We start from the raw sequence: 22,449 nt of genomic DNA, 5'->3' as shown, positions 1-22,449 counted from the left end.
AACCGTGACGGGCATGGCCTCCGGACGCGGCTGGATTTGAGTGTCGCAGCCAAATTCTACGTCCGCACAACCGCTTGCGCCATGCCCGTCAGCCCTCGCGCATAATCCGGGTTAAGTTCCGTATTTTGGCGCGGCATGCCGAAGCACTCCTGGATGCGACATCTTGGGCGAGCGTCAGGAGCCCGGCGCGTAGCGCGCGGACTGTAGGAGTAATAGACAGCCCTGCCACGCGAGCTCATTTCAGGTTCAGAGTTTAAGCGTGATGCCGCTAGGAGCCCTAGCGGCCGTGGTGGGCGAGAACCCAAAGCGTTACCTCGCACGAAGTCGCAGAGGGTACTCAAGCCTTGCCGAATGAACCCGGAAACAGCCGCTCCTGTCCTCGACGTGCCATCCAGTAGCAAGAACAAGATGCCGCTTCCAATCGAGCCTGGTCGGCTACGGCGATATGGCCACGCGTGTGACGGATCAATCCCGCCTGACGCAAACCGACCAGCACCTGGTTCAGAGTGGGACGGCGAGCACCTAGCATCGCTGCCAAGACCTCCTGGGTAATCGGGACGCCTGACCCGACCCGGTCGGCTGCCGAGAGCAGCCAGCGAGCGGTACGCTGCTCCAAAGGGTGGGCGGCGTTGCAAGCCGCAGCGCAGCTAGCCTGGAGCAGTGCGGCGCACGCACAGCGCGTCAGCACACCGTGCAGGTTGTGGCTGTTGCGGGCCCATCGGGAGAGTGGAGCGGCTTCGACGCGATGCCCATGGCCGTGCACCTGGACCACGGCACGAACACTGGTCACGGTGTCGCCGAGCAACGCGTGCAGCCCGACCACACCCTCGCGCCCGACAAGGCCCACCTCAACGCTATTTTCGCCGGCGATGTCGATGATGAGCGACACCAGACCAGCGGCTGGGAAAATAACGTACCTGACTTCATCGCCAGGGGCGAACAACGTCGCGCCTGCGAGCAATTCGACCGGCTCAGCCACGCCTTGGACGAGAGCTCTCTCTGTACGGCTCAAGGCCGCCAGGAAGCGGTTGCTGCTGGCATCCGGCGCGGACCGCGAGAACATAATGACCATCGTCCCGACGCCCTCTTGCTGTGGCCCTTCTCGCAGCAAATCAGGGCGTGCCGTGACCGGCAACCCAGCCGGGGCGGAAGCCTGGTTTTCCTGAAAGACGTTTATTCAAAAAAAGCGCGGTGCGCGTCTGGGTCAATTGGTGATATGCGCAGCTTCAAATGCCAAAAGGCGCGAAAAAGCCCTAGTTCAACGGCCAGAAAGCTCCGCCTAACACCCAAACTTCAGCGGCGAGCTGCAGGGCTGGCCAGGCGTCTGTGGGCCGATGGTGCCTTGCTCTTGACCGCTGGGATGTTGCCCTGGCCTGTGGTGGACAGTGGGTTACCTCGCCGGTCAGCCCCCGATCAGCCCAGGTGTTGTTTATCACTGGGCGACAACGCCGACGGTGAACGGCAGGCGGATGCGGCATGCGACACCTTCGCGCGCGAAGTCGAGCCGGACCTCGGCGCCGAACTCCTGGGCCAAGGCCTGCTCGACCAGGCGCGAGCCAAAGCCGCGGCTTTCAGGCGGATGCACCGGGGGTCCGCCGCGCTCGCGCCAGGTGATGTCGACCACGGCCGCATTGTGGTCGGTCCGGTCGACGGTCCAGCGGATCTCCACTTCGCCTTCTGAGCCGGAGAGCGCCCCGTACTTGGTCGCGTTGGTCGCAAGCTCATGAAAGGCGAGGTTGAGGGACAGGGCGGCAGCAGGCGTCAGCAGGAGAGGTAAGCCGTCTATAGTGACCCGCTCCGCCTCATTTCCAGCAATGTATGGGTCCATGGTTCGCTCGACGATCTCGCGTAACGAGGCTCCCTCCCAGCCACCCCGCATCAGCAGGTCGTGGGATCGGGCGAGCGCCGCGAGCCGCGCCCCGAATGTCCGGCGGAAGGCGTCCGGCGTCGCGGCATGGCGCTGCGTCTGCACGGCGACCGTCTGGACCACAGTGAGCGTGTTCTTGATCCGGTGGGTCATCTCCTCGAGCTGCACTCTGCGCCGCTCCTCCTCGGCACGCGGCGCGGTACGGTCGCGGAGGATCTTCAAGAAACCCTGCAGCTGTCCTTCCTCGTCGCGGAGCGGCATCATGGCGCCATTGACAAAGAACCGGGTGCCGTCCGCCCGTACGTGCCACCGGTCGTCTTCGGCGCGGCCGTGCGCGCCAGCCTGGCGCATCTCGAGCTCGGGCAGCCCGGCGGCGCGGTCGTCAGGGATGAACATAGTGTCGGTGGTGCGGCCGAGGACCTCGGCTTCCGACTGCCCAAACAGTTGCTCGGCGCCGGGATTCCAGCTGGTCACCCGGCCTTCCTGGTCGATGGTGAAGATCGCATAGTCGGTCGCGCTTTCGATGATCATGCGCAAGCGGCGCTCACTCCCACGCAGCGCCGCATTGGTCGCCGCCAGCTCGGCTGTCCGCTCCGCTACTTCCTGCTCGAGCCGCTCGTTGGCTTGAGCGAGTGCAACGTTGGCCTCGGCTAGTTGCTCGCCGGTGACCTGCAACTCTTCAAGCGCGACCCGCAACTCTTCTTCCGCGACTTGCGAACCCAGGCGCCGTTTCGACAGCTCTGAAACGGCGGCTTCGAACCGTTGCCGCACCACGTTGGCAACTGCATCCCTGCGCGTATGTCGGGCCCGCTCTTCAGCCAGCACTGCCCGCATGGCCCGGAGCTCGGCGACGACCGCGTCGCGCTCAAGGGTGAGAACCGCCGTCTCTTCGCGCGCATCCTCGGCCGCGACAGTGGCCTGTTCGAGTTCGTCATCGCGGAGATCGCCGCCGCGCCTTTGGGCTTGGCCGGCGGGCAAACCAGGATCCTGCGGCATGGCGTGTGCTCCCGGGCAATGGTACCCAAGCGACGTCCCAGGCATAAGGCTCTCACCGAAGCGTTGAATGCCTCACAGTTGCGTGCTTCTATTCTATCCGCGGCTCCGGATTGGAAGACCGGTGTACCGGCCGGACGTAGCCCAGCGCTGTGGTGCGGGGTAACAAGCCTGCCCATGCGGTCGCTTCCAAGGCTTCAACCGTTCGATGAATGGGAAATACAAACCGCATCCCAGGCCGGCACGATCGGCCTAGCGGGATCGCTTGTGTGCGTGCCAGCGCACGCCAGTGGCTCCCCCCCAGTCTCAAGTTTCCGTGTGAACCATGGCGTGCAGCTGTGATGAACCGTTCGCATCGCATGAGCCAGGACGGGAACCGACCGACGGCCGTGGTAATCGGCGCCTCCGCAGGTGGGGTCGAGGCGCTGCAGGCGCTTGTCGCCCAACTGCCGCATAAGTTCGGTGCCGCCCTGCTTGTCGTGTTGCACATCGGCACTCGGCGCAGCGCGCTCCCCGAAATCCTTACCCGGGCGGGGCGGCTACCCGCCGCCTGGGCTGTCGATGGCGAGCCGATCCGACCGGGAAGGATCCATGTCGCGCCCCCTGATCGCCACCTGCTGATCGCACCAGACGGCGTGTGCCTGTCTCTATCCCGCGGCCCCGCCGAGAACCGCACCCGCCCTGCCGTCGATCCATTGTTCCGCTCGGCCGCTTCCGCCTTTGGCCCGCGGGTGGCGGGCGTGGTGCTCTCAGGCGCGCTCGCCGACGGCACCGCCGGCTTGGCTGAAATCGCGCGCTGTGGCGGTATCACGGTGGTGCAGGAGCCGAATGAAGCGGCGTACCCGAGTATGCCGCTCAGCGCCCTGCGGCACGTTTCGGTGCGCTACCGCCTGCCAGTGACTGGCATCGCAGACTTACTGATACGCCTGTGCGACACCGCGCGGTCCGTAATGCCGGTAGACCTCAGAAGCACGAGCGCGGTTCCCGCGCCGCAACGGGAGGGGAATACACCGATGGAAGGTGAGCACACGCTGAAACGGCCCACCGCCCTGACCTGCCCGACTTGCGGCGGGGCTGTCGAGCAGTCCTCGGTGGACAGCCTACCCTACTTCGAGTGCCACACCGGCCACCGCTTCGCGGCCCCTGACATGGGCGAGGCACAGTTCGAGCAAATGGAGCAAGCGCTGGAGGTGGCACTTCGGGTGCTGAACGAGCGGACCGAGCTGTGCCGGCGCCTTGCCGAGGCGGCGCGTGGCCGCGGGCAGGTGCTGTCTGCCGGGCGCTGGGACGCGGCGGTCAGAGAGGCGGAGCAGCGAGCGAAGGTAATGCGAACATTCATCGAGCAAGGGTGGGAGCGGCCCATCGATGACGAGGACGAAGGTGGCTTAGCCGGCACACCGGGTGTGGGCTGACCTGCTGTGTCCGGTAGCGCCTCAAGAATGGGCTCGCCTTTACCTCCGCCGGCTCCGCACGCGCCGTGGGGCCGGACGGAGGGCTGCCACCGGGTGTTTTCCCGGCATTCCCTGGTGCACACCGCCGGGCCTGCTATGCGACGGTGCAGCATGGCGTGGATAGACAATGACCGGCACTGAAGGCCCGGACCCCGACTTCGAGACCCTGCTCCGCTTCGTTCAGGAGCACCGCGGAGTAGACTTCCGCGGCTACAAGCGGGCCAGCCTGCACCGGCGCATCACCAAGCGGATGGAGGCGGTGGGCGCCGAGGGCTTCGCGGCCTACCACGCCCTGCTGGAGGCGAACCCGGAGGAGTTCGCTGCCATGCTCGACACGGTGCTGATCAACGTCTCCTCCTTCTTTCGCGACCGGGAGGCTTGGGAGGTGCTGCGGCGGGAGGTGGTGCCGCGCATCGTCGCGCGACACCGAGAGGGTGGCAGAGGCATCCGCATCTGGAGTGCCGGCTGCGCCACCGGCCAGGAACCCTACAGCCTGGCCATGCTCTTCGCCGAAGCTATGGGCGGCGCCGAAGCATTTTGTCGCGCCGTAAAGATCTACGCCACGGATCTCGACGAAGCGGCGCTGCAGAGCGCGCGTCACGCCATCTACACTGACACCGAGGTGGAGGGCGTAGCACCCGAGCTGCTGGAGCGTTACTTCGAGAGGAACAACGATCGATACACCCTGCAGCGGGACCTGCGGCGGTGCGTGATCTTTGGCCGTCACAACATCATCCACGATGCGCCGATCAGTCATGTCGACCTAATCCTTTGCCGCAATCTGATGATTTACCTGGAGGCCGCCACACAGGAGGCAGTGCTGCCGCGGCTGCACTACGCACTCCGCGAGGGCGGCTATCTCTGCCTCGGCAAGGCCGAAACCCAACTCGCCCGCTCTAGGCTGTTCGAGCCGGTGGACGTGAAGCACCGCGTCTTCCGCAAGGTCACGGAGGGCCGGCACCGCACCCCCGGCGGCAGCCTCGCTTTCACCCGCGGTTCCGACGCCGAGCAAGCGTTGTCGCCCCAGGCCAGGCTGCAGGAAGCCATCGTCGACGGCACCGCTGTGGCTTACCTCGCAGTAGGTCTGGACGGTCATTTGACCTTCGCCAACCCTGCAGCCAAGCGGCTTTTGGGGCTGGGCGAGGCCGATCTCGGCCGGCTGTTTCAGGACCTGCCGATCTCCTACCGGCCTGTGGAGCTGCGTGGCCGCATCGAGGAGGCGCAGCGCCTGGGCCGCGCCGTGCGGCTGGAACACCAGGAGTTCCTCCGGTTACCAGCTGACCCGGTCCGCTTCACCATCGAGGTGACGCCGCTTTTCGGCCCCGACGGGCAGCCGTTCGCGACCCTGCTCGCCTTTACCGATACCACCCGTGCCCATCAGCTCGGCCAGGAGCTGCAGGCCGTGCAGGAGGGTCTTGAGACCCACGTCGAGGAGCTCCAGTCCTCGAATGAGGAGCTCGAGACCACCAATGAGGAGCTCCAGTCCACCCGCGAGGAGCTGGAGACCACCAACGAGGAGCTGCAAAGCACCAACGAGGAGTTGGAAACTTCCAATGAGGAACTCCGCTCCGCCAATGACGAGCTGGAAGCAGCCAACGACGAGCTGCGGCGCCAGTCTGAGGTGGCCATCGAGTTCCGCCACCACGCCGAGGCAGTGCTGCGCAGCATGGACCTGGGGGTCGTGGTGTTGGACCGGGACCTCAGGGTTCGCTCTTGGAACCGCTGGTGCGAGAACGCTTGGGGGTTAAGAGCTGAGGAGGCGGTCGGGGAGGAATTCCTCCTCCTCGACATTGGCTTTCCGGTGCAACGGCTGCGCGCCGATCTGCACCGCATTCTCGCTGCCGAGACACCGCAGACGGCGCCGGAGTTGGAGGCGGTGGACCGCCGTGGCCGTCGGGTTCGCGTTCGTGCCCGCATCCTGCCGCTGCTGCGCGAGGCCAGGGCCCCAGAGGGAGTGGTGCTGGTCATGGAGGACGTAACCGAGGCGGCGCGCAACGAGGATCACCTCCGCCACCTCGGCCGCGTCATTGGGCAGTCGCTGAACGAGGTCTACTTCCTCGATCCAGAGACGCTGTGCTTCACCCTGGTCAATCGTGGCGCCGAGGAGAAGCTCGGCTACCCTCTCGCAGAGCTTCGGCGAATGCCGATCACCGACCTCATGCCAGGCGTGCGACCCGAGGCAGTGCGCGCCTTGGTGGCGCCATTGCTGACAGGCGAGCGTCGGGAGGTGGTGTTCGAGACCGTATTACGTGCCGCGACCGGGCGTGAGTATCCGGCGGAGATTTGCCTACAGCACATCGTCGACGAGCAGCCGCCGATCTTGCTCGCCATCGTGCACGACACTTCCGAGCGTCGATGTCTGACCGCCGTCGGCTGAGGAACCGTGGCCCAGCTCCCTCGGGCGGGGAAGCCACTATGCGTCGGACCCCGGGGTGGCGCGCAGCTTCTCGATCGCGCCGCTGATCAGGGCGGCGGCTTGCTCGGCTTCTTCGGCCGCATGCTGCCAGCGGGCGGCAGCGTGCTGCAAGCCGCGTTCTCGGGCACTCGCCTCCATGCGTCGGAACAGCACCGTGCGATCCCGGTGGGTGCGCACCGCGACGGCCAACGCATGCTCCAGTGCTTCGGCCTGGGCCGCGGCCAGCGACTCCGGCGCAAAGGCATGGCCGATCTGACAGCGAAAGCGGGGGACCTTGCCGTCCCGGATCTCATTTAGCACGCCGCCGCAATCGGGACAGCCGAGCGGCGAGGGTGTGCCTACGGTGCCGATTTCCTCAACCATGGCCGCCAACTCCTGCTCGGCAATCCGCACCTCAGCGCGCATTTCGGAGGGGACGGTTATAGCCTCACCGGCCGGGCGCCGTGCCAGCTGGCCGAGCAGAACCGCCATGTCTGCCAGCGCGACGCTGTGATCCGGGCTGTCTCCCAGCAGGGCATTGCGTGGCATGTCCGGCCAGAGTGCGTCGCCCGGGTTTTGCACCACGCTGATCCCGCCGCATCGTTTGATGGCGACCAACCCGGCAGTGCCGTCATCAAGCGTGCCGCTCAGCACCACTCCCACCACGCGGGGACCACAGGCCACGGCCGCCGAGCGGAACAGCGCGTCCGCTGCGGGGCGGGTCCGGTTCTCGTAGGGACCCCGCCGGAGCAGGAGATCCTGCCCGTTTGCCGCCACCAGCAGATGGCGGTCGGGCGGTGCAACATAGATCCGGCCCCGGCGGAACGGCTCCCCGTCCACTGCGTGAGCCGCGGGCAGGGGTCCACAGCGACCGAGTAGGTCTGGTAGAACACTCCGAGCAGAAGGAGCCACATGCTGCACGATCAATACCGCCGCCGGCAGATCAGTGGTCAGCCCGGCGCAGAGTCGTTGTAGCGCCTCCACGCCCCCGGCCGAAGCTCCTATGGCGATGACGTCGTGTCCTGGCTTAGCCATACTTGCCTCAGCGCTCTGGATGGGCGTGGCCCAAGCGCTATCATGTGCCATCGGAACGGATGCCGAAAAGCTAAAGATGCCTCGGTAGCCTTGGTTAGCCGGTAGAAGTACAGCTTACCACCTGCCGGGCGTTCATACTTGGATCCTTTGAGGGAAAACCGAGCTTTATGTGGCTAGGCACCACGTAACGAGACCGTGTTGCGAGGCGAGGACAGCGGGCCATGTCGGATTGGGCAAATGGCGACAAGCGGCGGGCCGCGTCAGAGGACGCCGAGGAATGGCGATGCCGAGGTGAGGACCGGCGACGCCAGAGCGAGGAGCAACGCGAGGCGGCCGAGGAGCGCCGGGAGGTAGCGGCGACGAGGCAGGCCGGCGCGGAAGCCGAGCGGGCCATCGCCGAAGATCAGCGCCAGATCAATGAGGAGCTGCGCGCCACGGCCGAGGAGGCTCGCACCGCCGCCGAGATAGCCAGGGCAGCGGCAGCCGAGGCTGTCGCCGCACGCGAGGAAACGCGCAAGCTGGCCGAGGAGGTGCGGCAGCTGACCGAGCAGTTGCGGGCCAGGGATGCAGAACAGCGCGGCGCCGCTGACGAACAGCGACAGGTCCACGAGGCAATGCGGAGAACAGCAACGCCAGACGGCTTTCCGACCGAGGGCGTAGATGGCTGACATCCCATCATAGGGAAACTCTGCGTCGGCGCCATCTACGCCTGCGCCGTTAGGCCATCTTAACCCTTGCGCGTTCGGTCACGCCGCAGGCGAGGAACGCCCGCCCTTGCGGTAGCGAAGGTTCAGCCGGTCTTGCGCCCTCCACCCCGTGTCGCCGACCGGCTCGGCCCCATCCACGTCCCGCACTGGTGCTGTGGGCTTCTCGCTGACCCGGCAACTGTTAGTGCATCGCGTTTAGAAGGCCATCCAATGGGGCGTCCACGTCACAGCGCAGGCCCGCGCGATCGAACAACAAACGCGCCCTGCCATTTATTCCATGGGCCAAGCCGCGCTCGACCAACCGCGAACCGAAGCCAAGGCGCGGCGCCGAAGGCACCAACGGCCCGCCCTCCTCGAGCCACCGGAGCCGCAGCCATCGGATTCCATCCTCCAACTCGACCGACCAGCGAAGCTGGACACGACCGCCGGGCGAAGACAGGGCACCGTGCCTGGCTGCGTTTGTCGCTAGCTCATGCAGAGCCATCCCCAGGACCAGCGCAGCACCGGACCGAAGCCGTACCTCTGGACCGGCAATGTCGATGCGGCCAGCAATGCTGCCACGACGGAACATCAACTGCCCTTCGGCGAGTTCCTGGAGCGCTGCGCCCTCCCAATACCCGCGCGCGAGAAGGATGTTCACTCGGGATAGAGCGAGCAACCGGTCCCCGAAAGCGTCCCGGATCTCTGCGACACTTCTCTGCCCGTCTCGGAATGTCTGGGCAGCGACCGACTGCACCGCAGAGAGCGAGTTGTTGACCCGGTGATTGAGCTCATTGAGCATCCGCACCTGGCGCTCCTCGGCACGCCTGCGCTCCGTGACGTCGCGCTGCGCTGCGATCCAATGCACGATGCGCCCGCCATCGAGAACGGGAGTTATGAGCCACTCGACCGGGTACTCGGTGCCATCCTTGCGGTAGTTGATGGTTTCGCCTTGGAAGCTCTGGCCCGCACGGAGGGCCATACGAAGGCGGTCTAGCACGGCGCGGTCCGTGTTTGGTCCCTGCAGAAAGCGGGGAGACCGTCCCACGGCTTCATGCACGGCGTAACCGGTCATACGCTCGAAACCGGGATTGACGTACTCGATCAACGGTCCCGATCGATCGAGATCAGGACCTGTGACGATGATGGCCTCGCCAATGACCTCAACGACCGAGCGCAAAAGCGCGAGTTCGTGCTTGTCTCCCCACCCCTTCATAACCTGGGAAGATTCGCTGCCTTCAGGCCCGTCGTCGTCTCCGACCTTATCCGTCATGCGAGCCCTGTCCGGGTCGTAGCTCTGTGCGCGCTGCGGCAGGACCCGTCGGCAACCGAACCCGGCAAGGCCTCCCGAGTTTCTGGGTGCTGTCAGCATCGTGGGCTGGCACTGTCACGTGATGGGACGGGACCGGTTGTGGATCGTCAATCGGCGTTGGACCTGGACCCCAAGTCAGCGTCCAGTCGAAACGTACCGTCGCTCCTAGCGGGCGAAGTCAGTAATCATCCTGGGAATATCCGCTTGGATGAAGCGGGGCGAACCACCAGGCCGCGGTCTCGTTTTAGTTTTGCAATGATATTGCGGGCGTCACGCCCCAGGAAGGGACAATGGCCGGTTACCGGTCAAATCGCTGGCTGCTGTGGTTAGGCACGCCGCTGCTGGTGGTGGCATTGCTGGTCGCGTTCTGGTCATGGGACTGGTTCATCCCCTTGGCCGAAGCCAGGGCGAGCGCCGCTGTCGGGCGCCCGGTGCGCATTGAACACCTCCACGTAAAGCTGGGCCGAGTGTCCACCGTGACTGTGGAGGGGCTGCGCGTCGGCAACCCGTCCGGCTTTCCAGACGACCCGCCTTTCGCGGAAGTCGGGCGCGCCACGGCGCAGGTGGACGTCGGCGCCTTCCTGCGTTCGCGCGAGGTGGTGATACCGTCCGTCGAGCTGGACCGGCCGGTGGTCAATATGATCGGCCGCGACGACGGCAGCCGCAACTACGAATTCGACTTTGCCGCGCCCGCGGGCGAGGGTGTCCAAGCGAGCAAGGCAGCCGGGCCGCGCATCGGCGCGCTCCGCATCAAGGACGGCAAGGCACGGGTCGCTATCGCGTGGCTGCGCTCGGACTTCGAGGTGGACGTAAAGACGCAGGACCGGGATGGCCAGGAGCCCGCCTTGGTCGCCGAAGCGCACGGCACCTACGCCGGCCAGCCGATCGAGGCACAGATGACCGGCGGGGCCATCCTGAACCTCCGCGACGAAAAGGAGCCCTGGCCGGTCGACCTGCGCCTGCGCAATGGAGATACCACATTCGCCCTGAAGGGTACGCTGCGCGAGCCGCTGAAGTTGCGCGGCGCCGACCTGCGAGTGGAGTTCGCTGGAAAGGACATGGCGGACCTGGTGCCGCTCACCGGCGTGCCCTTTCCGAAGACCCCGCCGTTCAGGCTCGAAGGCAAGGCGGACTACGCGGAAGGCCGGGTGCGGCTGATCGACGCGGAGGGGAACGTTGGGCGCAGCGACATCGGCGGCAGCCTCACCGTCTCCACCGCTGGCAGCCGACCGGATGTCACCGCCGACCTGCGCTCGCGCAGCGTGGACCTCGCGGATCTCGGCGGCCTCATCGGCGCCGAGCCCGGGCACGCCGACACGCCGGGGCAGACGCCACAACAGCGCGCTGCCCAGGCCCGCGCGGAGGCGAGCTCGAAGCTGCTTCCAACTACCCCTGTCAACATGCCGCGTCTGACCGCGGCAAACGTGCACCTCCGCTACCGGGCAGAGCGCATCAAAGGGCAGGGGATCCCCTTCGACAGCCTGAGCGCGCAGACCGACATCGTGGATGGCATCGTGACCCTCCATCCAGTGTCCTTCGGCATCGGGCAGGGACGGTTGACTGTTGCCGGCACGCTGACGCCCCAGGAAGGTGACGGCTTGCGCGCCAAGATCGACGTAGAGCTGCGCCGGGCTGACCTGTCACGCCTGCTCGGCGCCGCGGGGGCGGGCGGGGCCGGCACCCTGGGCGGGGTCGCCCGCGTAGAGGGCAGCGGCAGGTCCCTGTCCGAGATCCTCGGGCGCGGCAACGGCGAGGCCACGGTGGTCACAGTGGGAGGCAACATCAGCTCATTCCTGGTGGACCTGTCCGGCCTGCAGTTCGGCAATGCCCTCCTGTCCGCGCTCGGCATTCCCGCCCGCGAGGGGATCGAGTGCCTGATCGGGGACTTCGCCCTGCAACGCGGCACGCTCCGGAGCCGCACTCTGCTGCTCGACACCGAGGCCCACATCGTGATGGGCGGCGGCACGCTCGACTTCGGGCGCGAGCAACTCGACCTCCGGCTGCGCACGGAGGCCAAGCGGCCGACCATCGCGGCCTTGCCGACGCCGATCCGGATCGGGGGGACCCTGAAGAGCCCGGCCATACAACCGGAGCTGGGGGAGGCGGCGGCGCGGGCGGGTGCGGCCGTGGGGCTCGGCCTGTTGTTCCCGCCGTTAGCCTTGCTGCCGACGATCCAACTCGGGGTGAGCGAAAACAACCAATGCGAAGCGCTGCAAGCGGCGGGCGAGCGGCGGCGCCAGCAGCAGCTGGCGCCAGAAGGCGCCAGGCAGCGCTAGAACTGTCGCCCGTAGCCGAGGTCGCGCAGCGCCTGGCGCGGCGAGGGGCATTGCCAAGTTGGCGGCCTCTGGCCGGAACGGCGTGGCTGGGCGAAGCTGGCGGGATGCCACCCGACCGCGCAATCTACCCCGGCTTTCGCTTTCCGGCCGAGATCATCAGCCACGCCGTTTGGCTGTATCACGTCTTCAGCCTGAGCCTGCGCGACGTCGAGCTGATCCTGGCCGAGCGGGGCATCACCGTGACGCACGAGAGCATACGGCAGTGGGGCTTGCGGTTCGGGGCCGACTTCGCCCGCAAGCTGCGCCGTCGCAGGCCGAAGCCGGGCGATACCTGGCACCTTGATGAGGTGTTCCTGCGTATCAACGGCGTGCTGCACTACCTCTGGCGCGCGGTGGACCAGCATGGCGTCGTGCTCGACATCCTGATCCAGGACCGGCGGAATGCGAGCGCGGCCAAACGCTTCTTCAAGCGCCTGCTGGCCGGGCTGAAGTACAAGCCGAAGCGCATCGTCACCGACGGCCTGCGCAGCTATGGCGCGGCAAGGCGCGAGATCCTGCCCGACGTGCGGCACCGGACCAGCCGCTATCTCAACAACAGAGCCGAAAACTCGCACCGGCCAACGCGGCGCCGGGAGCGCCAGATGCAGCGCTTCAAGTCGCCCGAGCACGCCCAGCGGTTCCTGTCATCGCACGCCATAATCTACGGCCATTTCAGGCCGCGACGACACCTGATGACCGCCGACCAGTACCGCCGCACCCGCGCCAAGGCGTTCCGGGTCCGGCGGCAGGAGACTTGCGTCCAGCTGCCGGCGTGAACGCTAGGGCCACCATACCCGCGTTCAAACGCGCCGCGTACGTGAACAACTTGGCAATGCCCGTCCGTGACGTTCCATCCATCGGGCGTCGCCTGCCATCGCCTATCGGCGATCCAGTCTTCGATCGCGCCGCCGCCAGGCCAGCGCCGGAGCAGGTCGCGGGCATCAGCCTCAGTCATCTTCGGTGCTGGCATCTGCACAGGGTATTGCCGAGGCGGCGATGGCGTCACGCCATCAGCCTCGCCAACGGCGCTGTCGATGCTGGCGGGATCGTCACGGCCGCCCTGGTCGGGTGCTGACAATCTTCATCGCCAGCGCCGCTCGAGGTGATCAACCCTCGCACCAGCGTGCATAGCTACAGTCGGTTCGAATCGGGATCTTTCCTGAGCGGGGCAAGCTAGGAGCGCTGGGGTCCTCATCTCTCTTAACGGCAGTCGGCACGCTGCCAGCCCCGCACCCCAACCGCCTCGCCGGGTACTCCGGCCCGCGTTTCCGGCCGCGGCTTAGTCCGGTCGCTGCGCTCACCGGGTCACAATCCACACCGCCCGCGACGGGTCGCGCATTATACAGTGCAATAAAGGGGGGCTGAGGTGAACAGCGAACGCCTAGCTTGGATTGTGACCAATTTGAACGAAGTGCTCGAAGTCAGCCTGGTACTAGGGACCTCCCTGTCACTCCTCATAGCCGCCACCATTGTTTGCCTGCAGCGCTGCCCCAGTCTCATCACGGAGAACGAGACGCTGCGCCGGCACGAAGCGGCACAACCTCAGGGCGTGACGGAGGTGACGAGGAAGTTGGTGGCCAGCTTGCCGGCGCACCAGCCAGGTCGCGCGAGTGGGGAGGGCTCATGGTCCACCCAGGTCCTCAGCTACCTCCAAAGCCATCCGGGCTTGGTCGGCGTCACAACGAATGCGCCGACGCTTCGCGCGCATCCTCGGTCGCAGGCAATGTTCACCACGAGCGCCGCCGCAGGTGATCGGGTCTCGCCTCGCTGTGCGTAGCTAAGGCCGTTAGGTACGCAGAACGTTGATCTGGAGGTACCCGCGGGGGCCTCCTCTTCTCCGCGGCGCCGCCGGCGCGAAGCCGGTCGCATGGCGAGGGCGTATCCCTTGCCCGGTCGGAAGCCGGATCGACACGCCTAGGCGCAGAGCCGCCCGGTGCCCCCGCGCCGGGCGGTTTCTTTTTGTTCGGTTCGAAGCATCCGTGAGTGGTGCCGCCGGCCTTTCCTCTCGCTACGGGTTGTATCTTGGTAGAATACCATCCCTTGCCTGGATCGGTGCTGTTGCCGACGCGTTGGCGATTTGATGCCGCATCAGCACGGCATTGAAGTGGAGCGCTTGCATGGGAGAGGAGGAGGAGCGGGAGCAGTTTCTGGTTGCGCTGGAGGATGCTCGAGAGGAGGCCACGGCCCTGGCCCGTGAGCGCGACGCGCTACAGGCCGAGAACAGAACCCTGCGCAACCAGCTCGCGGAGAAGCAGCGATATCTGATGCAGCGCAGCTTGGTTGCAGACGAGGTGCGCCGGAATTTCGAAGCAGTTGCGGCCAAGCTGATGGTTCGAAGCACCACAGAGGCCGCCACAAGCGAGGAGCTGCAGGTTGCGCTGGAGGAGCTGCAGGTCACGGCAGAGGCGCTTGGTGACGCCAACGCCGCCCTCGTCCGCCGGAATGAAAGCCTTGATGAGGCAGTAGCCGCGCGTACGGCTGAGCTTCAAGCGGCCAATGCGACGCTGCGTGAGAGCGAAACGAACCTACGTGCGCTGCTGGAGGGCATCCCGCAACTCGTCTGGCGCTCGGCGGTAGGCGGGCATTGGACATGGGCTAGCCTGCAATGGATTGCCCACACCGGGCTGTCCGCGGCAGAGAGCCAAGGCCTTGGCTGGCTCGAAGCCGTGCACCCGGATGATCGCGCCGGCGCCGAGGAGGCTTGGCGGCGAGCCGGCACGACCGGGCTGTTTGAGGCCGACTACCGGGTGTGGCGTGTTGCCGACGGCGTTTGGCGCTGGTTCCAAACTCGCGGTGTACCCCTCGGTCGGGGAGGCGCGAGAGGAGAATGGATCGGCACCTCGACTGACATTGAGGATCAGATAGCAGCGCGTGCATTGCTGGCACGAGCTGGCGAAGAACTAGAGGCACGGATCGCCGAGCGCACGGCCGAGCTCCAAGCGGCTGAGGCAACGCTGCGTCAGGCTCAGAAGATGGAGGCTGTCGGCCAACTCACCGGCGGCATCGCGCACGACTTCAACAACATGCTCCAGGGCGTCGCCGGAGGCGTCGAGATGGCGCGACGGCGCGTCGATGCGGGGCGCATCGACGAGGCTCAGCGATACTTCTTGGTAGCGCGCGATGCGGTGGAACGGGCAGCTGGGCTTACCCGAAGGCTGCTGGCCTTCGCGCGGCAACAACACCTCGAGCCAAAGCCTGTAGACACGGACCGTTTGGTTACCGGCATGTCCGACCTGATCCGTCGCACAGTCGGTCCGGGGATCGCACTAGAGCTAAGGCTGCGCAACGGCAGCGGCGCGGTGTTGTGCGATCCCAACGAGCTGGAAAACGTGCTGCTGAACCTGTGCATCAACGCCCGCGACGCCATGCCGGATGGAGGGCGGCTTACGCTTTGCACCGAAGATGTCGACCTTGCAGCGGCAGACATCCCCGGCGGCGAGGCCGCGCCGGGCCGATACGTGGCGCTCATGGTCGCGGACACCGGGACGGGCATGCCGCCTGAGGTGCTGGCGCGGGTGTTTGATCCATTCTTCACCACCAAACCGATGGGCCAGGGCACCGGCCTCGGACTGAGCCAAGTCTGGGGCTTCGCGCGGCAGTCGAGCGGCTTGGTGCAGGTGGAGAGCACTCCGGGCCGCGGCACCACGTTCCGCTTGCTGCTGCCCTTCCACACCCGTTCGGCGATTGCCGCTATTCTCCCGGCAGAGGAACCGGCGCCTGCATCGCAGCAGGCGCGCATGAGCGGGACGGTGCTGCTGGTGGACGACGAGGACGCGGTGCGCGGCCCCGCGGCGGATCGGCTACGCGAGCTCGGCTATGCGGTGCTGGTGGCGGAGGACGGCCCTGCGGCGCTGCGGATCCTGGCCTCTGTCCGCCCGGACCTGCTGGTGACCGACGTCGGCCTGCCAGGCGGGATGAACGGGCGGCAGGTGGCGGAGGCGGCACGCGAGCGCTTGCCCGGGCTGCCTGTGCTGTTCGTCACCGGCTATATCGGCAGCACGGTGCTACCATCCGGTTTCGAAGTGATCGGTAAACCCTTCACGCTTGTTGATTTGGCGCGACGGGTTGCGGCCATTTTGAAAGTGCAGGGTCGGCAGCCGGACAGGGGTCCCGGTGCGTGACCCAGCCGTTTTTTCCCATCTGTGGACGCCTCCCGGAGCGCAAGAGAAATCGTCAGGCTAGCAGGGCGCGTAGTCGGGTGCGGACATCTGTTCGGCCTCTGTTGTAAAAGCTAGGACTCGATTTTTCGGACAGTGCCGGATCGGGTCCGAACTTTGACTGGCGGCGAAGGGCGCAGTACCCCGTCGACGGCACCTATGCCGGTCTCTCGGCCGCGCGCTGCGGTCAAGCCCCGCAGCCGCGTAGCGGGGCGCCGGAGGCGCCGGGCTTGACGGCGGCGCGTCCGGCCGAGGCAGACTGAACGAGGCCGTCCGTCGTGCAGTGATCGGACACTGTCCGACAGGTCGAGTACCGACTTTTACACCTCTGTTGCGGCCGAGCAGAGCCGCGGGCCCGTATGGGAGTCAACCGCTGAATGTCCTCCTGTTCCCGAGCGCGGCGGGAGATCTCGCGGTCCAGGAGTGCGATCTGCTTTTCGAGTACGTTCCACATCTCGGCCAACACGCGCAGCATCTGGCGAGCGGCCTCCGGCACGCCGCTGCCCGCATCCTCCAGGTGCTTAACTAGCTTGCGCACCTGCGCGGGCCCTTTCGCTGCCACCATGCCATACTCCGCGAGATGCCCGCGCAGCGCGTTGATGGTCTGCGTCCGTTGCCGCATCAGCAGATCACGGGCCCGGAACACGACCGCGTTCGCCTGCACTGCCTCACTCTTGAGCGCGACGAAACGCATGGTCGGCCGCTGCGCCGCCTCGCAGATCGCCTCGGCATCAGCCGCATCGTTCTTCTGTCGCTTCACGAACGGCTTCACGTAGGCTGGCGGAATCAGCCGAACGGTATGGCCCAGCTCCGCCAGCGCGCGCGCCCAGTGGTGGGCGCTGCTGCAGACTTCCATCGCTACCACGCAGGGCGGCTTGCCGGCGAAGAACTCCAGAACACCCTCGCGTCGCAGTCGCTTGCGGAAGACGACCCGGCCCGAAGCGTCCGCCCCGTGCGCCTGGAAGACATGCTTTGCCAGATCAAGACCTATGGTGTGAGCCTCCGACACGGGCGCCTCCTGCTGAGGGTGGTGGGCGCCACCCTGGCACAGCGACCGTCGGGGGAGGCGTCCACCCCATCACAGCCCTCGCTCTGGCACACCATGCTGGAAGACTGAGCTAGCACCCGCGACGTAGCATTCCCGGCTTGACGGCCAGCAATTTGACCTCAGCGGACGCCACCTGAAGCTAGGCTTGGTGGACTTGCTCGGAGGATGCCGCATGCCGTGGCTAGAGCAACGCCAGCTGGGTGAGCGCGGTGAGCTGTTGCGCGACTACCCACGCACCGTGGTCTACATCGACTGCCGCTACTGCGACCGAACCGGACGATACGGTTTGGCCTCGCTGGTGCAGCGCTACGGCCCGGCGGCCGGGCTCCCGGAAGTGTTGGCAGCGCTGGTCACCGACTGCCCGAGACGGGAGGGCTGTCGCTTTACCGAGCCTTGCGGCGCGCGCTTTCCCGACCTAGTGCCGGCCAGGCCCCCGGCCAGGAGGGTGAGTGTTCCGCGGGACGTCGAGCGGAGGACGGACAGGCTCGATGCGCTGCCTTCCCAGCAACAGTGCGGGACAGAGTTAGCCGTCAGGAAAACTGCCTGGCCGTCCGCACCACGAGCTTCCACGCGCTGATCGAGTTGCGGGGGTGAGCGAGGTGCGGGGGAGGCAGCCGGGTTGTTGCCGCCAGGAGGGTGATCCTAGCCCGCCCCGCCCGGAGAGGATGCCGCGGATCTTTCGACATGAATAGTGGGGCGAAGGCCGTCATCAAGTGCGGCGCTGCCGGTAGACGATGGCGGCGGCCAGAAGAAGCGGCAGGAAGCCGCTGACCAGCACTTCTCGATCTCCGACCCGTGGGTCTGGACTCAGCGGAAGATGGTGGTGTGTGGGGTCTCCACGCCGCGGTCGGCCAGCATGAGCTCGAGATCGCTGTAGCTGATCGGGAACATGAGGTACCAGCGGACCGCCCAGAGGATGACCTCAGCGATGAATTGCCGACCTTTGAAGGACTGATCCGGCCTCACCGAGGCGACTCGCCGCTGTCTCGCCATGCTGTGGTTTGTACCTGCCTGGGCCGACGGGACAAGCACGCAACAGAACCCGATGAACATCGAGCACTTGGCCTGGGTCGTGACCAACCTGCTGGAAGCCGGCCTGCTGGTCGGCGGCTTTCTGCCGCTCCTCATGGCTGCCATCGTTGTTTACCGGCAGCGCCGCCCTCGGTGATCAGCTATCGCCCCGCCGTGAGTACCTGAGAGTGAATAGTTTGCGGCATCACCGCCTAGCGGGTCGGGCTAGGCTCACCCCCTAGCGGCAACCTGTCAGACGCTCGGTCACTGCTGCGACCACCATGCCTGGCGTGAGCCAGCCCCCTGGACAATGCGGGCTGGCCGCCAGCACTGGATTCCCTTTGACAGCAAACTGCCGGAGGCGCCGAGTAGGGGCGGGTGGGATCGGAGCGGCTGAGGCTCCCGCCCACAACGCGCCTCGGCGGCGGAGGATATCATGGCAGATATTGTGAGCCGGAGGCGCGCACTCGCGCTTGGCCTCACTACTATCGCCTCGTCCTTGCCCCTCATCACCACACCGGCCGCTGCACAGGTGCCCGGTCTGCCGGAAAGCCGCGGCAAGACCTATGTGCTGGTCCACGGCTCCTGGGGCGGGGGGTGGCAGTGGGCACCGGTCGCCGAGCGGCTGCGTGCGCAGGGCCACCGCGTCTTCACCCCAACCCAGACCGGCCTGGGCGAGCGCCAGCACCTGCTCTCGCGCGACATCACGATCGACACCTTCGTCGAGGATCTTGTGAAGGTTCTGGAGGCGGAGGAACTACATGACGTCGTTCTGGTCGGGCATAGCTTCGGTGGCTTTCCGATCACCGGGGTGGCCGACAGAGCGGCAGAACGCATCCGCCACTTGGTCTACTTGGATGCCGCAATCGCGCAGGGCGGCCAGAGCTACTTTGACGTGGGCCTACCTGAAGTCGCCGCCGCCCGCCGACGGGCGGCGCAAGAGCACGACGGCGGGATCGCCGTTCCGGTGCCGCCGATCGGGGGCCTCGGCGCGCTCGGTATTCCCCCGGGACCGCTCGCCCAGTGGCTGCATCGGCGCTTCACGCCGCACCCGATCGGCAGCTACGAGACCCCGCTGCGGCTCGCCAACTCTGTTGGCAACGGCCGGCCGTGCACCTACGTGCACTTCACCTCGCCACCCTTCACAGCCTTCGAGGGGCACCGGCGCTGGGCACGCGGCCGGGAGGGCTGGAACTGGGTGGAGTTGGAGGCCAGCCACGTCGCCCCAAACACCGTGCCAGAGGAGGTGACCCGGCTACTGGCCGGAATTGGCTAGGGGTGCCGAAAGTAGGCCGGCAGTGACCGGCAGCAGAATGCCGCTCAAGGCGGCGGCATCCGCTAAGATTCAGCCGCCAACCGCCGCTATACCCAGGCAAGATATCATGGTCGTCGCGCGAACAGCGTACCCATGACCCGGGGCCAGAAATAGTTGCGCGCCAGCACGGCATAGAGCGGCGTCATTTTACCATGGGCCAAGCCGCCGCAACCTTGCACCACAACCGCCCGCAGCTCCGCGCACATTTCCGTCGCGCCCGCTGACCGAACCGGCCAAGATCGCCAACAAACCGGGCAGGGAGCAGAGAAAGCAATGGAGCTGGTATTTGAGTTCGTGCTGCGGGCGCGTCTGGAGCCACCGCTTCCATTTGGGGGCGGATTGCTCGGCGAGCGAATGTTTTTCAATGCCTTTGATGGCGAGGTTGAGGGCGAGCGACTGAATGGCAAGCTGCTGCCCGGTGGCGGCGACTGGCTGATTGCTCATCCGTCGGGTTGGGGCGTTCTCGACGTGCGGACTCAGATCAAGACAGACGATGATGCACTCATCTTCGCTCACTATCCCGGTCTGATCGAGATGAAGCCCGCGACACTGGATGCGCTGAAGAATGGAACGGCGACGCGGATCGAGGATCAGTATTTCCGCACTACGCCCCGCTTCGAGACCGGCAATGCGCGATACGCGTGGTTGAACCAGTCGCTATTCGTCGGCGAGGGGCGGATCATCGAGGGTATCGGCGTTGAGTACCGGGTCCATCGTGTGACCTGACCCACGCGCAACGCGGGGAATAAAACAATGGCAGAGCGCAGGATAATCACTCTCGACGCGACACCCGGACCGCTGGAGGTCGATCTCTCCGCGACAGCCGTACTCGTAGTAGACATGCAGAACGACTTCGGCGCGGCGGGTGGCATGTTCGATCGGGCCGGGATCGACATCTCCGTCATCCGACGGGCAATTGCTCCGACCGCGAAGGTTATCTCAGCCGCCCGCGCCACCGGCTTGCCGGTCATCTACGTCAAGGAGGAGCATCGCCCTGACCTCTCTGACATCGGTGCCGAGGGCTCCCCCCACTGGCGCATGTGCCAGCGCATGGCCGTCGGGGCAGAGGTAACAGCCCCTGACAGCCGGCCGAGCCGCATCCACGTCGCAGGCACCTGGAATACTGAGATCCTCTCCGAGCTCACCCCCGAGGACGGCGACATCATCGTCACCAAACGACGATACAGCGCGTTCTACGACACCGAGCTGGAGGCGCGCCTGCGCGCCCTTAGCATCCGCTACCTCGTGGTCACGGGCTGCACCACCAGCATATGCATCGAATCGACCATCCGAGATGCTGCCTTCCGGGACTACATCTGCGTGCTTCCGGTGGATTGCACAGGCCAACCCGCGCGATCCGGTTCGTCGTACAGCGGGTACGAGGAGTCGCTGAAGATCATCGAAAGGACCTTCGGCTGGCTTTCCTGCTCCGAGCGTGTCTCGAACGCCTTGGCAGGCAAAGGCGCTCAGGCCTAGGTACTACCGGCCATGGGCGGGCGCTGGTCCCGCCACAGATGTGCCCGCTCGTAGGCGTGCGCTGCCCGAAGCAGTGTGGCCTCGCCGAACGGCTTGGCGATCAGCTGCAGTGCGACCGGCAGCCCACCTACACCGAGGCCGGTGCAGACCGACATGGACGGGAAGCCGGTCAGGGCGGCTGGGGTGGTCAGCGCGGGGCGTTCGAAGAAGGCCCACTTCGACAGGCCGGTGCTCAGCGGCGCCTCACCGGCCTGCGACGTGTCGACCAGCAGGTGGAGGTCCACCATTGCCCCGGCTATCTCCCGGCACAGCTCGCGCCGGCGGCGCAGCGCCTGCACGTAGTCCCGGGCGCGGATCAGCCCACCCAGGGAGGTGCGGTCGCGGAAGATCTCGCCGTATTCCTTCCGCCGGGTCGTGAGCCAGGGCTCGTGGATCGCGTAGGCCTCGGCCATCAGGAACACGAAGGTGCAGGCACTATAGATCTCGAGCGGCGAGAGCCTCACCTCGCGTATCTCCGCGCCCTCGCGTGCGAACCATGCCAGTGCGTCCTCGATCCCCTTCCGGGTGGCCTCGCTCGCCGGGTTGTCGGCCTCGAAGAAGTGCCGCACCACCCCGACGCGCAGGCCCCGTACACCCCGGTCGAGGTCGGCCCGGAAGTCCGGTACAGGCTCTTGGCTGCTGGCCGGATCCGACGGGTCGTGCCCCGCCATGGCCTGCAACAGGATGGCGCAGTCCTCCGCCGTCCACGCCATCGGCCCGGCGTGGTCGAGCGTGAAGGCCAGCGGCAGGATCCCGGTGCGGCTCACCCGCCCGTAGGTCGGTTTGACACCGCTGATCCCGCAGAGCGCTGCGGGGCCATTGATCGAGCCGGCGGTCTCCGTACCGGTGCCGCCCAGGACCAATCCGGCCGCGACCGCCGCAGCGGTGCCGCTCGATGACCCGCCCGTGGTACGCTCCGGGTCCCAGGGGTTGTTCGGTTGTGGCCAAGGCAAGTCGAAGGAATGCCCGCCCATGGCGAACTCGTGCGCAGCGAGTTTGCCAAGCAGCACGGTGCCGACCTCAGCGAGGCGCGTCACCACGGTCGCGTCCTAGGCCGGTACGTTGTCGGCCAGCAGGCGGGAGTGCGCGGTCGTGCGGATACCCGCGGTGTCGAGGATGTCCTTGTGCGCGATCGGGATACCGTCGAGTGGCCCCTTCGGGCCGTCGTGCATAATGCGTACCTCTGCGGCGCGCGCGTCCGCCATGGCGCGCTCCTCGGTTACCAAAAGGAAGCTGTGTAAGAAGCTGTACGCGATTAAACTCCTTACTGCACCTGGGTTTGAGCGACGAGCCGGCGTGCGATGATGGAGGTCATCGCAATCCAGATATGCCCGGCAAAGAGGTCCCCG

Annotated in this window: 14 protein-coding genes and 3 pseudogenes; 9 read left to right on the top strand and 8 right to left on the bottom strand. The window is 66.4% G+C overall.

Going from position 1 to position 22,449, the window contains the following annotated elements; genetic code table 11:
* Positions 1 to 337: 337 nt before the first annotated feature.
* Together E2C06_RS29855 and E2C06_RS29850 are read right to left on the bottom strand one after the other, a co-directional pair.
* Positions 338 to 1,072 (bottom strand): Crp/Fnr family transcriptional regulator, encoded by a 735-nt coding sequence (locus tag E2C06_RS29855; protein ID WP_133292226.1) that lies wholly within the window; start codon positions 1,070 to 1,072, stop codon positions 338 to 340.
* Between the two features lie 360 nt (positions 1,073 to 1,432).
* Positions 1,433 to 2,863: a sensor histidine kinase gene (locus E2C06_RS29850; protein ID WP_241671540.1), complete on the bottom strand. Its 1,431-nt coding sequence runs from the start codon at positions 2,861 to 2,863 to the stop codon at positions 1,433 to 1,435.
* Between the two features lie 338 nt (positions 2,864 to 3,201).
* On the opposite strand from E2C06_RS29850, the gene E2C06_RS29845 reads away from it, so the two are divergent.
* Positions 3,202 to 4,272, top strand: coding sequence for a chemotaxis protein CheB (locus tag E2C06_RS29845; RefSeq protein ID WP_241671539.1), 1,071 nt, complete (start codon positions 3,202 to 3,204; stop codon positions 4,270 to 4,272).
* 166 nt (positions 4,273 to 4,438) lie between these two features.
* Positions 4,439 to 6,688 carry a CheR family methyltransferase gene (locus E2C06_RS29840; RefSeq protein WP_133292225.1) on the top strand — a complete coding sequence of 750 codons (2,250 nt, stop codon included), beginning with the start codon at positions 4,439 to 4,441 and terminating at the stop codon, positions 6,686 to 6,688.
* 36 nt (positions 6,689 to 6,724) lie between these two features.
* On the opposite strand, the gene E2C06_RS29835 is transcribed toward E2C06_RS29840, so the two are convergent.
* From E2C06_RS29835 to E2C06_RS29825, 3 genes are all read right to left on the bottom strand, one after another.
* Positions 6,725 to 7,741 (bottom strand): chemotaxis protein CheB, encoded by a 1,017-nt coding sequence (locus tag E2C06_RS29835; RefSeq protein ID WP_133292224.1) that lies wholly within the window; start codon positions 7,739 to 7,741, stop codon positions 6,725 to 6,727.
* A 260-nt stretch (positions 7,742 to 8,001) separates the two neighbouring features.
* Positions 8,002 to 8,349 (bottom strand): hypothetical protein, encoded by a 348-nt coding sequence (locus E2C06_RS29830; RefSeq protein ID WP_133292223.1) that lies wholly within the window; start codon positions 8,347 to 8,349, stop codon positions 8,002 to 8,004.
* 280 nt (positions 8,350 to 8,629) lie between these two features.
* Positions 8,630 to 9,700, bottom strand: a complete 1,071-nt coding sequence (locus E2C06_RS29825; RefSeq protein ID WP_165982758.1) for an HWE histidine kinase domain-containing protein — start codon at positions 9,698 to 9,700, stop codon at positions 8,630 to 8,632.
* A gap of 329 nt (positions 9,701 to 10,029) precedes the next feature.
* Here E2C06_RS29825 and E2C06_RS29820 point away from each other — a divergent pair, with 329 nt between their 5' ends.
* From E2C06_RS29820 to E2C06_RS29810, 3 genes are all read left to right on the top strand, one after another.
* Positions 10,030 to 12,015: an AsmA family protein gene (locus E2C06_RS29820; protein WP_133292221.1), complete on the top strand. Its 1,986-nt coding sequence runs from the start codon at positions 10,030 to 10,032 to the stop codon at positions 12,013 to 12,015.
* 104 nt (positions 12,016 to 12,119) lie between these two features.
* Positions 12,120 to 12,830, top strand: a complete 711-nt coding sequence (locus E2C06_RS29815; RefSeq protein ID WP_133292228.1) for an IS6 family transposase — start codon at positions 12,120 to 12,122, stop codon at positions 12,828 to 12,830.
* 1,341 nt (positions 12,831 to 14,171) lie between these two features.
* The gene (locus tag E2C06_RS29810; RefSeq protein WP_206664755.1) at positions 14,172 to 16,175 is read left to right on the top strand and encodes a PAS domain-containing hybrid sensor histidine kinase/response regulator; all 2,004 of its coding nucleotides are present in this window, start codon (positions 14,172 to 14,174) and stop codon (positions 16,173 to 16,175) included.
* 382 nt (positions 16,176 to 16,557) lie between these two features.
* Here E2C06_RS29810 and E2C06_RS29805 read toward each other — a convergent pair.
* A pseudogene (locus E2C06_RS29805) lies at positions 16,558 to 17,220 on the bottom strand (IS110 family RNA-guided transposase); the annotation flags it as partial.
* Between the two features lie 849 nt (positions 17,221 to 18,069).
* Positions 18,070 to 18,252, bottom strand: a pseudogene (locus tag E2C06_RS29800) (hypothetical protein); the annotation flags it as partial.
* Positions 18,253 to 18,304: 52 nt separating this feature from the next.
* On the opposite strand from E2C06_RS29800, the gene E2C06_RS40460 reads away from it, so the two are divergent.
* The 4 genes from E2C06_RS40460 to E2C06_RS29785 all read left to right on the top strand — a co-directional run bounded on the left by E2C06_RS40460 (position 18,305) and on the right by E2C06_RS29785 (position 21,061).
* Entirely contained in the window at positions 18,305 to 18,427 is a 123-nt protein-coding gene (locus E2C06_RS40460) for a hypothetical protein (RefSeq protein ID WP_277751898.1), read from the top strand.
* 279 nt (positions 18,428 to 18,706) lie between these two features.
* On the top strand, positions 18,707 to 19,546 hold the full coding sequence (locus tag E2C06_RS29795) for an alpha/beta fold hydrolase (protein ID WP_133292219.1): 840 nt from the start codon (positions 18,707 to 18,709) through the stop codon (positions 19,544 to 19,546).
* A 312-nt stretch (positions 19,547 to 19,858) separates the two neighbouring features.
* Positions 19,859 to 20,311: a DUF3237 domain-containing protein gene (locus E2C06_RS29790; RefSeq protein WP_133292218.1), complete on the top strand. Its 453-nt coding sequence runs from the start codon at positions 19,859 to 19,861 to the stop codon at positions 20,309 to 20,311.
* Positions 20,312 to 20,338: 27 nt separating this feature from the next.
* On the top strand, positions 20,339 to 21,061 hold the full coding sequence (locus E2C06_RS29785; protein WP_133292217.1) for a cysteine hydrolase family protein: 723 nt from the start codon (positions 20,339 to 20,341) through the stop codon (positions 21,059 to 21,061).
* On the opposite strand, the pseudogene E2C06_RS29780 reads toward E2C06_RS29785, so the two are convergent.
* Positions 21,058 to 22,356 (bottom strand): annotated as a pseudogene (locus tag E2C06_RS29780) (amidase). The gene E2C06_RS29785 and the pseudogene E2C06_RS29780 overlap by 4 nt on opposite strands.
* Positions 22,357 to 22,449: the final 93 nt, after the last annotated feature.

It is taken from the genome of Dankookia rubra, from assembly GCF_004355005.1.
Taxonomy (GTDB): Bacteria; Pseudomonadota; Alphaproteobacteria; order Acetobacterales; family Acetobacteraceae; genus Paracraurococcus; species Paracraurococcus ruber_A.
The sequence above is the reverse complement of the archived record's forward strand: the minus strand, read 5'-3'. Positions and strand labels throughout refer to the sequence as shown.

What these genes read in the sequence shown, in the direction of transcription:
- E2C06_RS29855 (WP_133292226.1), bottom strand. Translation starts at nt 1,072, where the DNA reads ATGGTCATTATGTTCTCGCGGTCCGCGCCGGATGCCAGCAGCAACCGC.
- E2C06_RS29850 (WP_241671540.1), bottom strand. Translation starts at nt 2,863, where the DNA reads ATGCCGCAGGATCCTGGTTTGCCCGCCGGCCAAGCCCAAAGGCGCGGC.
- E2C06_RS29845 (WP_241671539.1), top strand. Translation starts at nt 3,202, where the DNA reads ATGAACCGTTCGCATCGCATGAGCCAGGACGGGAACCGACCGACGGCC.
- E2C06_RS29840 (WP_133292225.1), top strand. Translation starts at nt 4,439, where the DNA reads ATGACCGGCACTGAAGGCCCGGACCCCGACTTCGAGACCCTGCTCCGC.
- E2C06_RS29835 (WP_133292224.1), bottom strand. Translation starts at nt 7,741, where the DNA reads ATGGCTAAGCCAGGACACGACGTCATCGCCATAGGAGCTTCGGCCGGG.
- E2C06_RS29825 (WP_165982758.1), bottom strand. Translation starts at nt 9,700, where the DNA reads ATGACGGATAAGGTCGGAGACGACGACGGGCCTGAAGGCAGCGAATCT.
- E2C06_RS29820 (WP_133292221.1), top strand. Translation starts at nt 10,030, where the DNA reads ATGGCCGGTTACCGGTCAAATCGCTGGCTGCTGTGGTTAGGCACGCCG.
- E2C06_RS29815 (WP_133292228.1), top strand. Translation starts at nt 12,120, where the DNA reads ATGCCACCCGACCGCGCAATCTACCCCGGCTTTCGCTTTCCGGCCGAG.
- E2C06_RS29810 (WP_206664755.1), top strand. Translation starts at nt 14,172, where the DNA reads ATGGGAGAGGAGGAGGAGCGGGAGCAGTTTCTGGTTGCGCTGGAGGAT.
- E2C06_RS40460 (WP_277751898.1), top strand. Translation starts at nt 18,305, where the DNA reads ATGAACATCGAGCACTTGGCCTGGGTCGTGACCAACCTGCTGGAAGCC.
- E2C06_RS29795 (WP_133292219.1), top strand. Translation starts at nt 18,707, where the DNA reads ATGGCAGATATTGTGAGCCGGAGGCGCGCACTCGCGCTTGGCCTCACT.
- E2C06_RS29790 (WP_133292218.1), top strand. Translation starts at nt 19,859, where the DNA reads ATGGAGCTGGTATTTGAGTTCGTGCTGCGGGCGCGTCTGGAGCCACCG.
- E2C06_RS29785 (WP_133292217.1), top strand. Translation starts at nt 20,339, where the DNA reads ATGGCAGAGCGCAGGATAATCACTCTCGACGCGACACCCGGACCGCTG.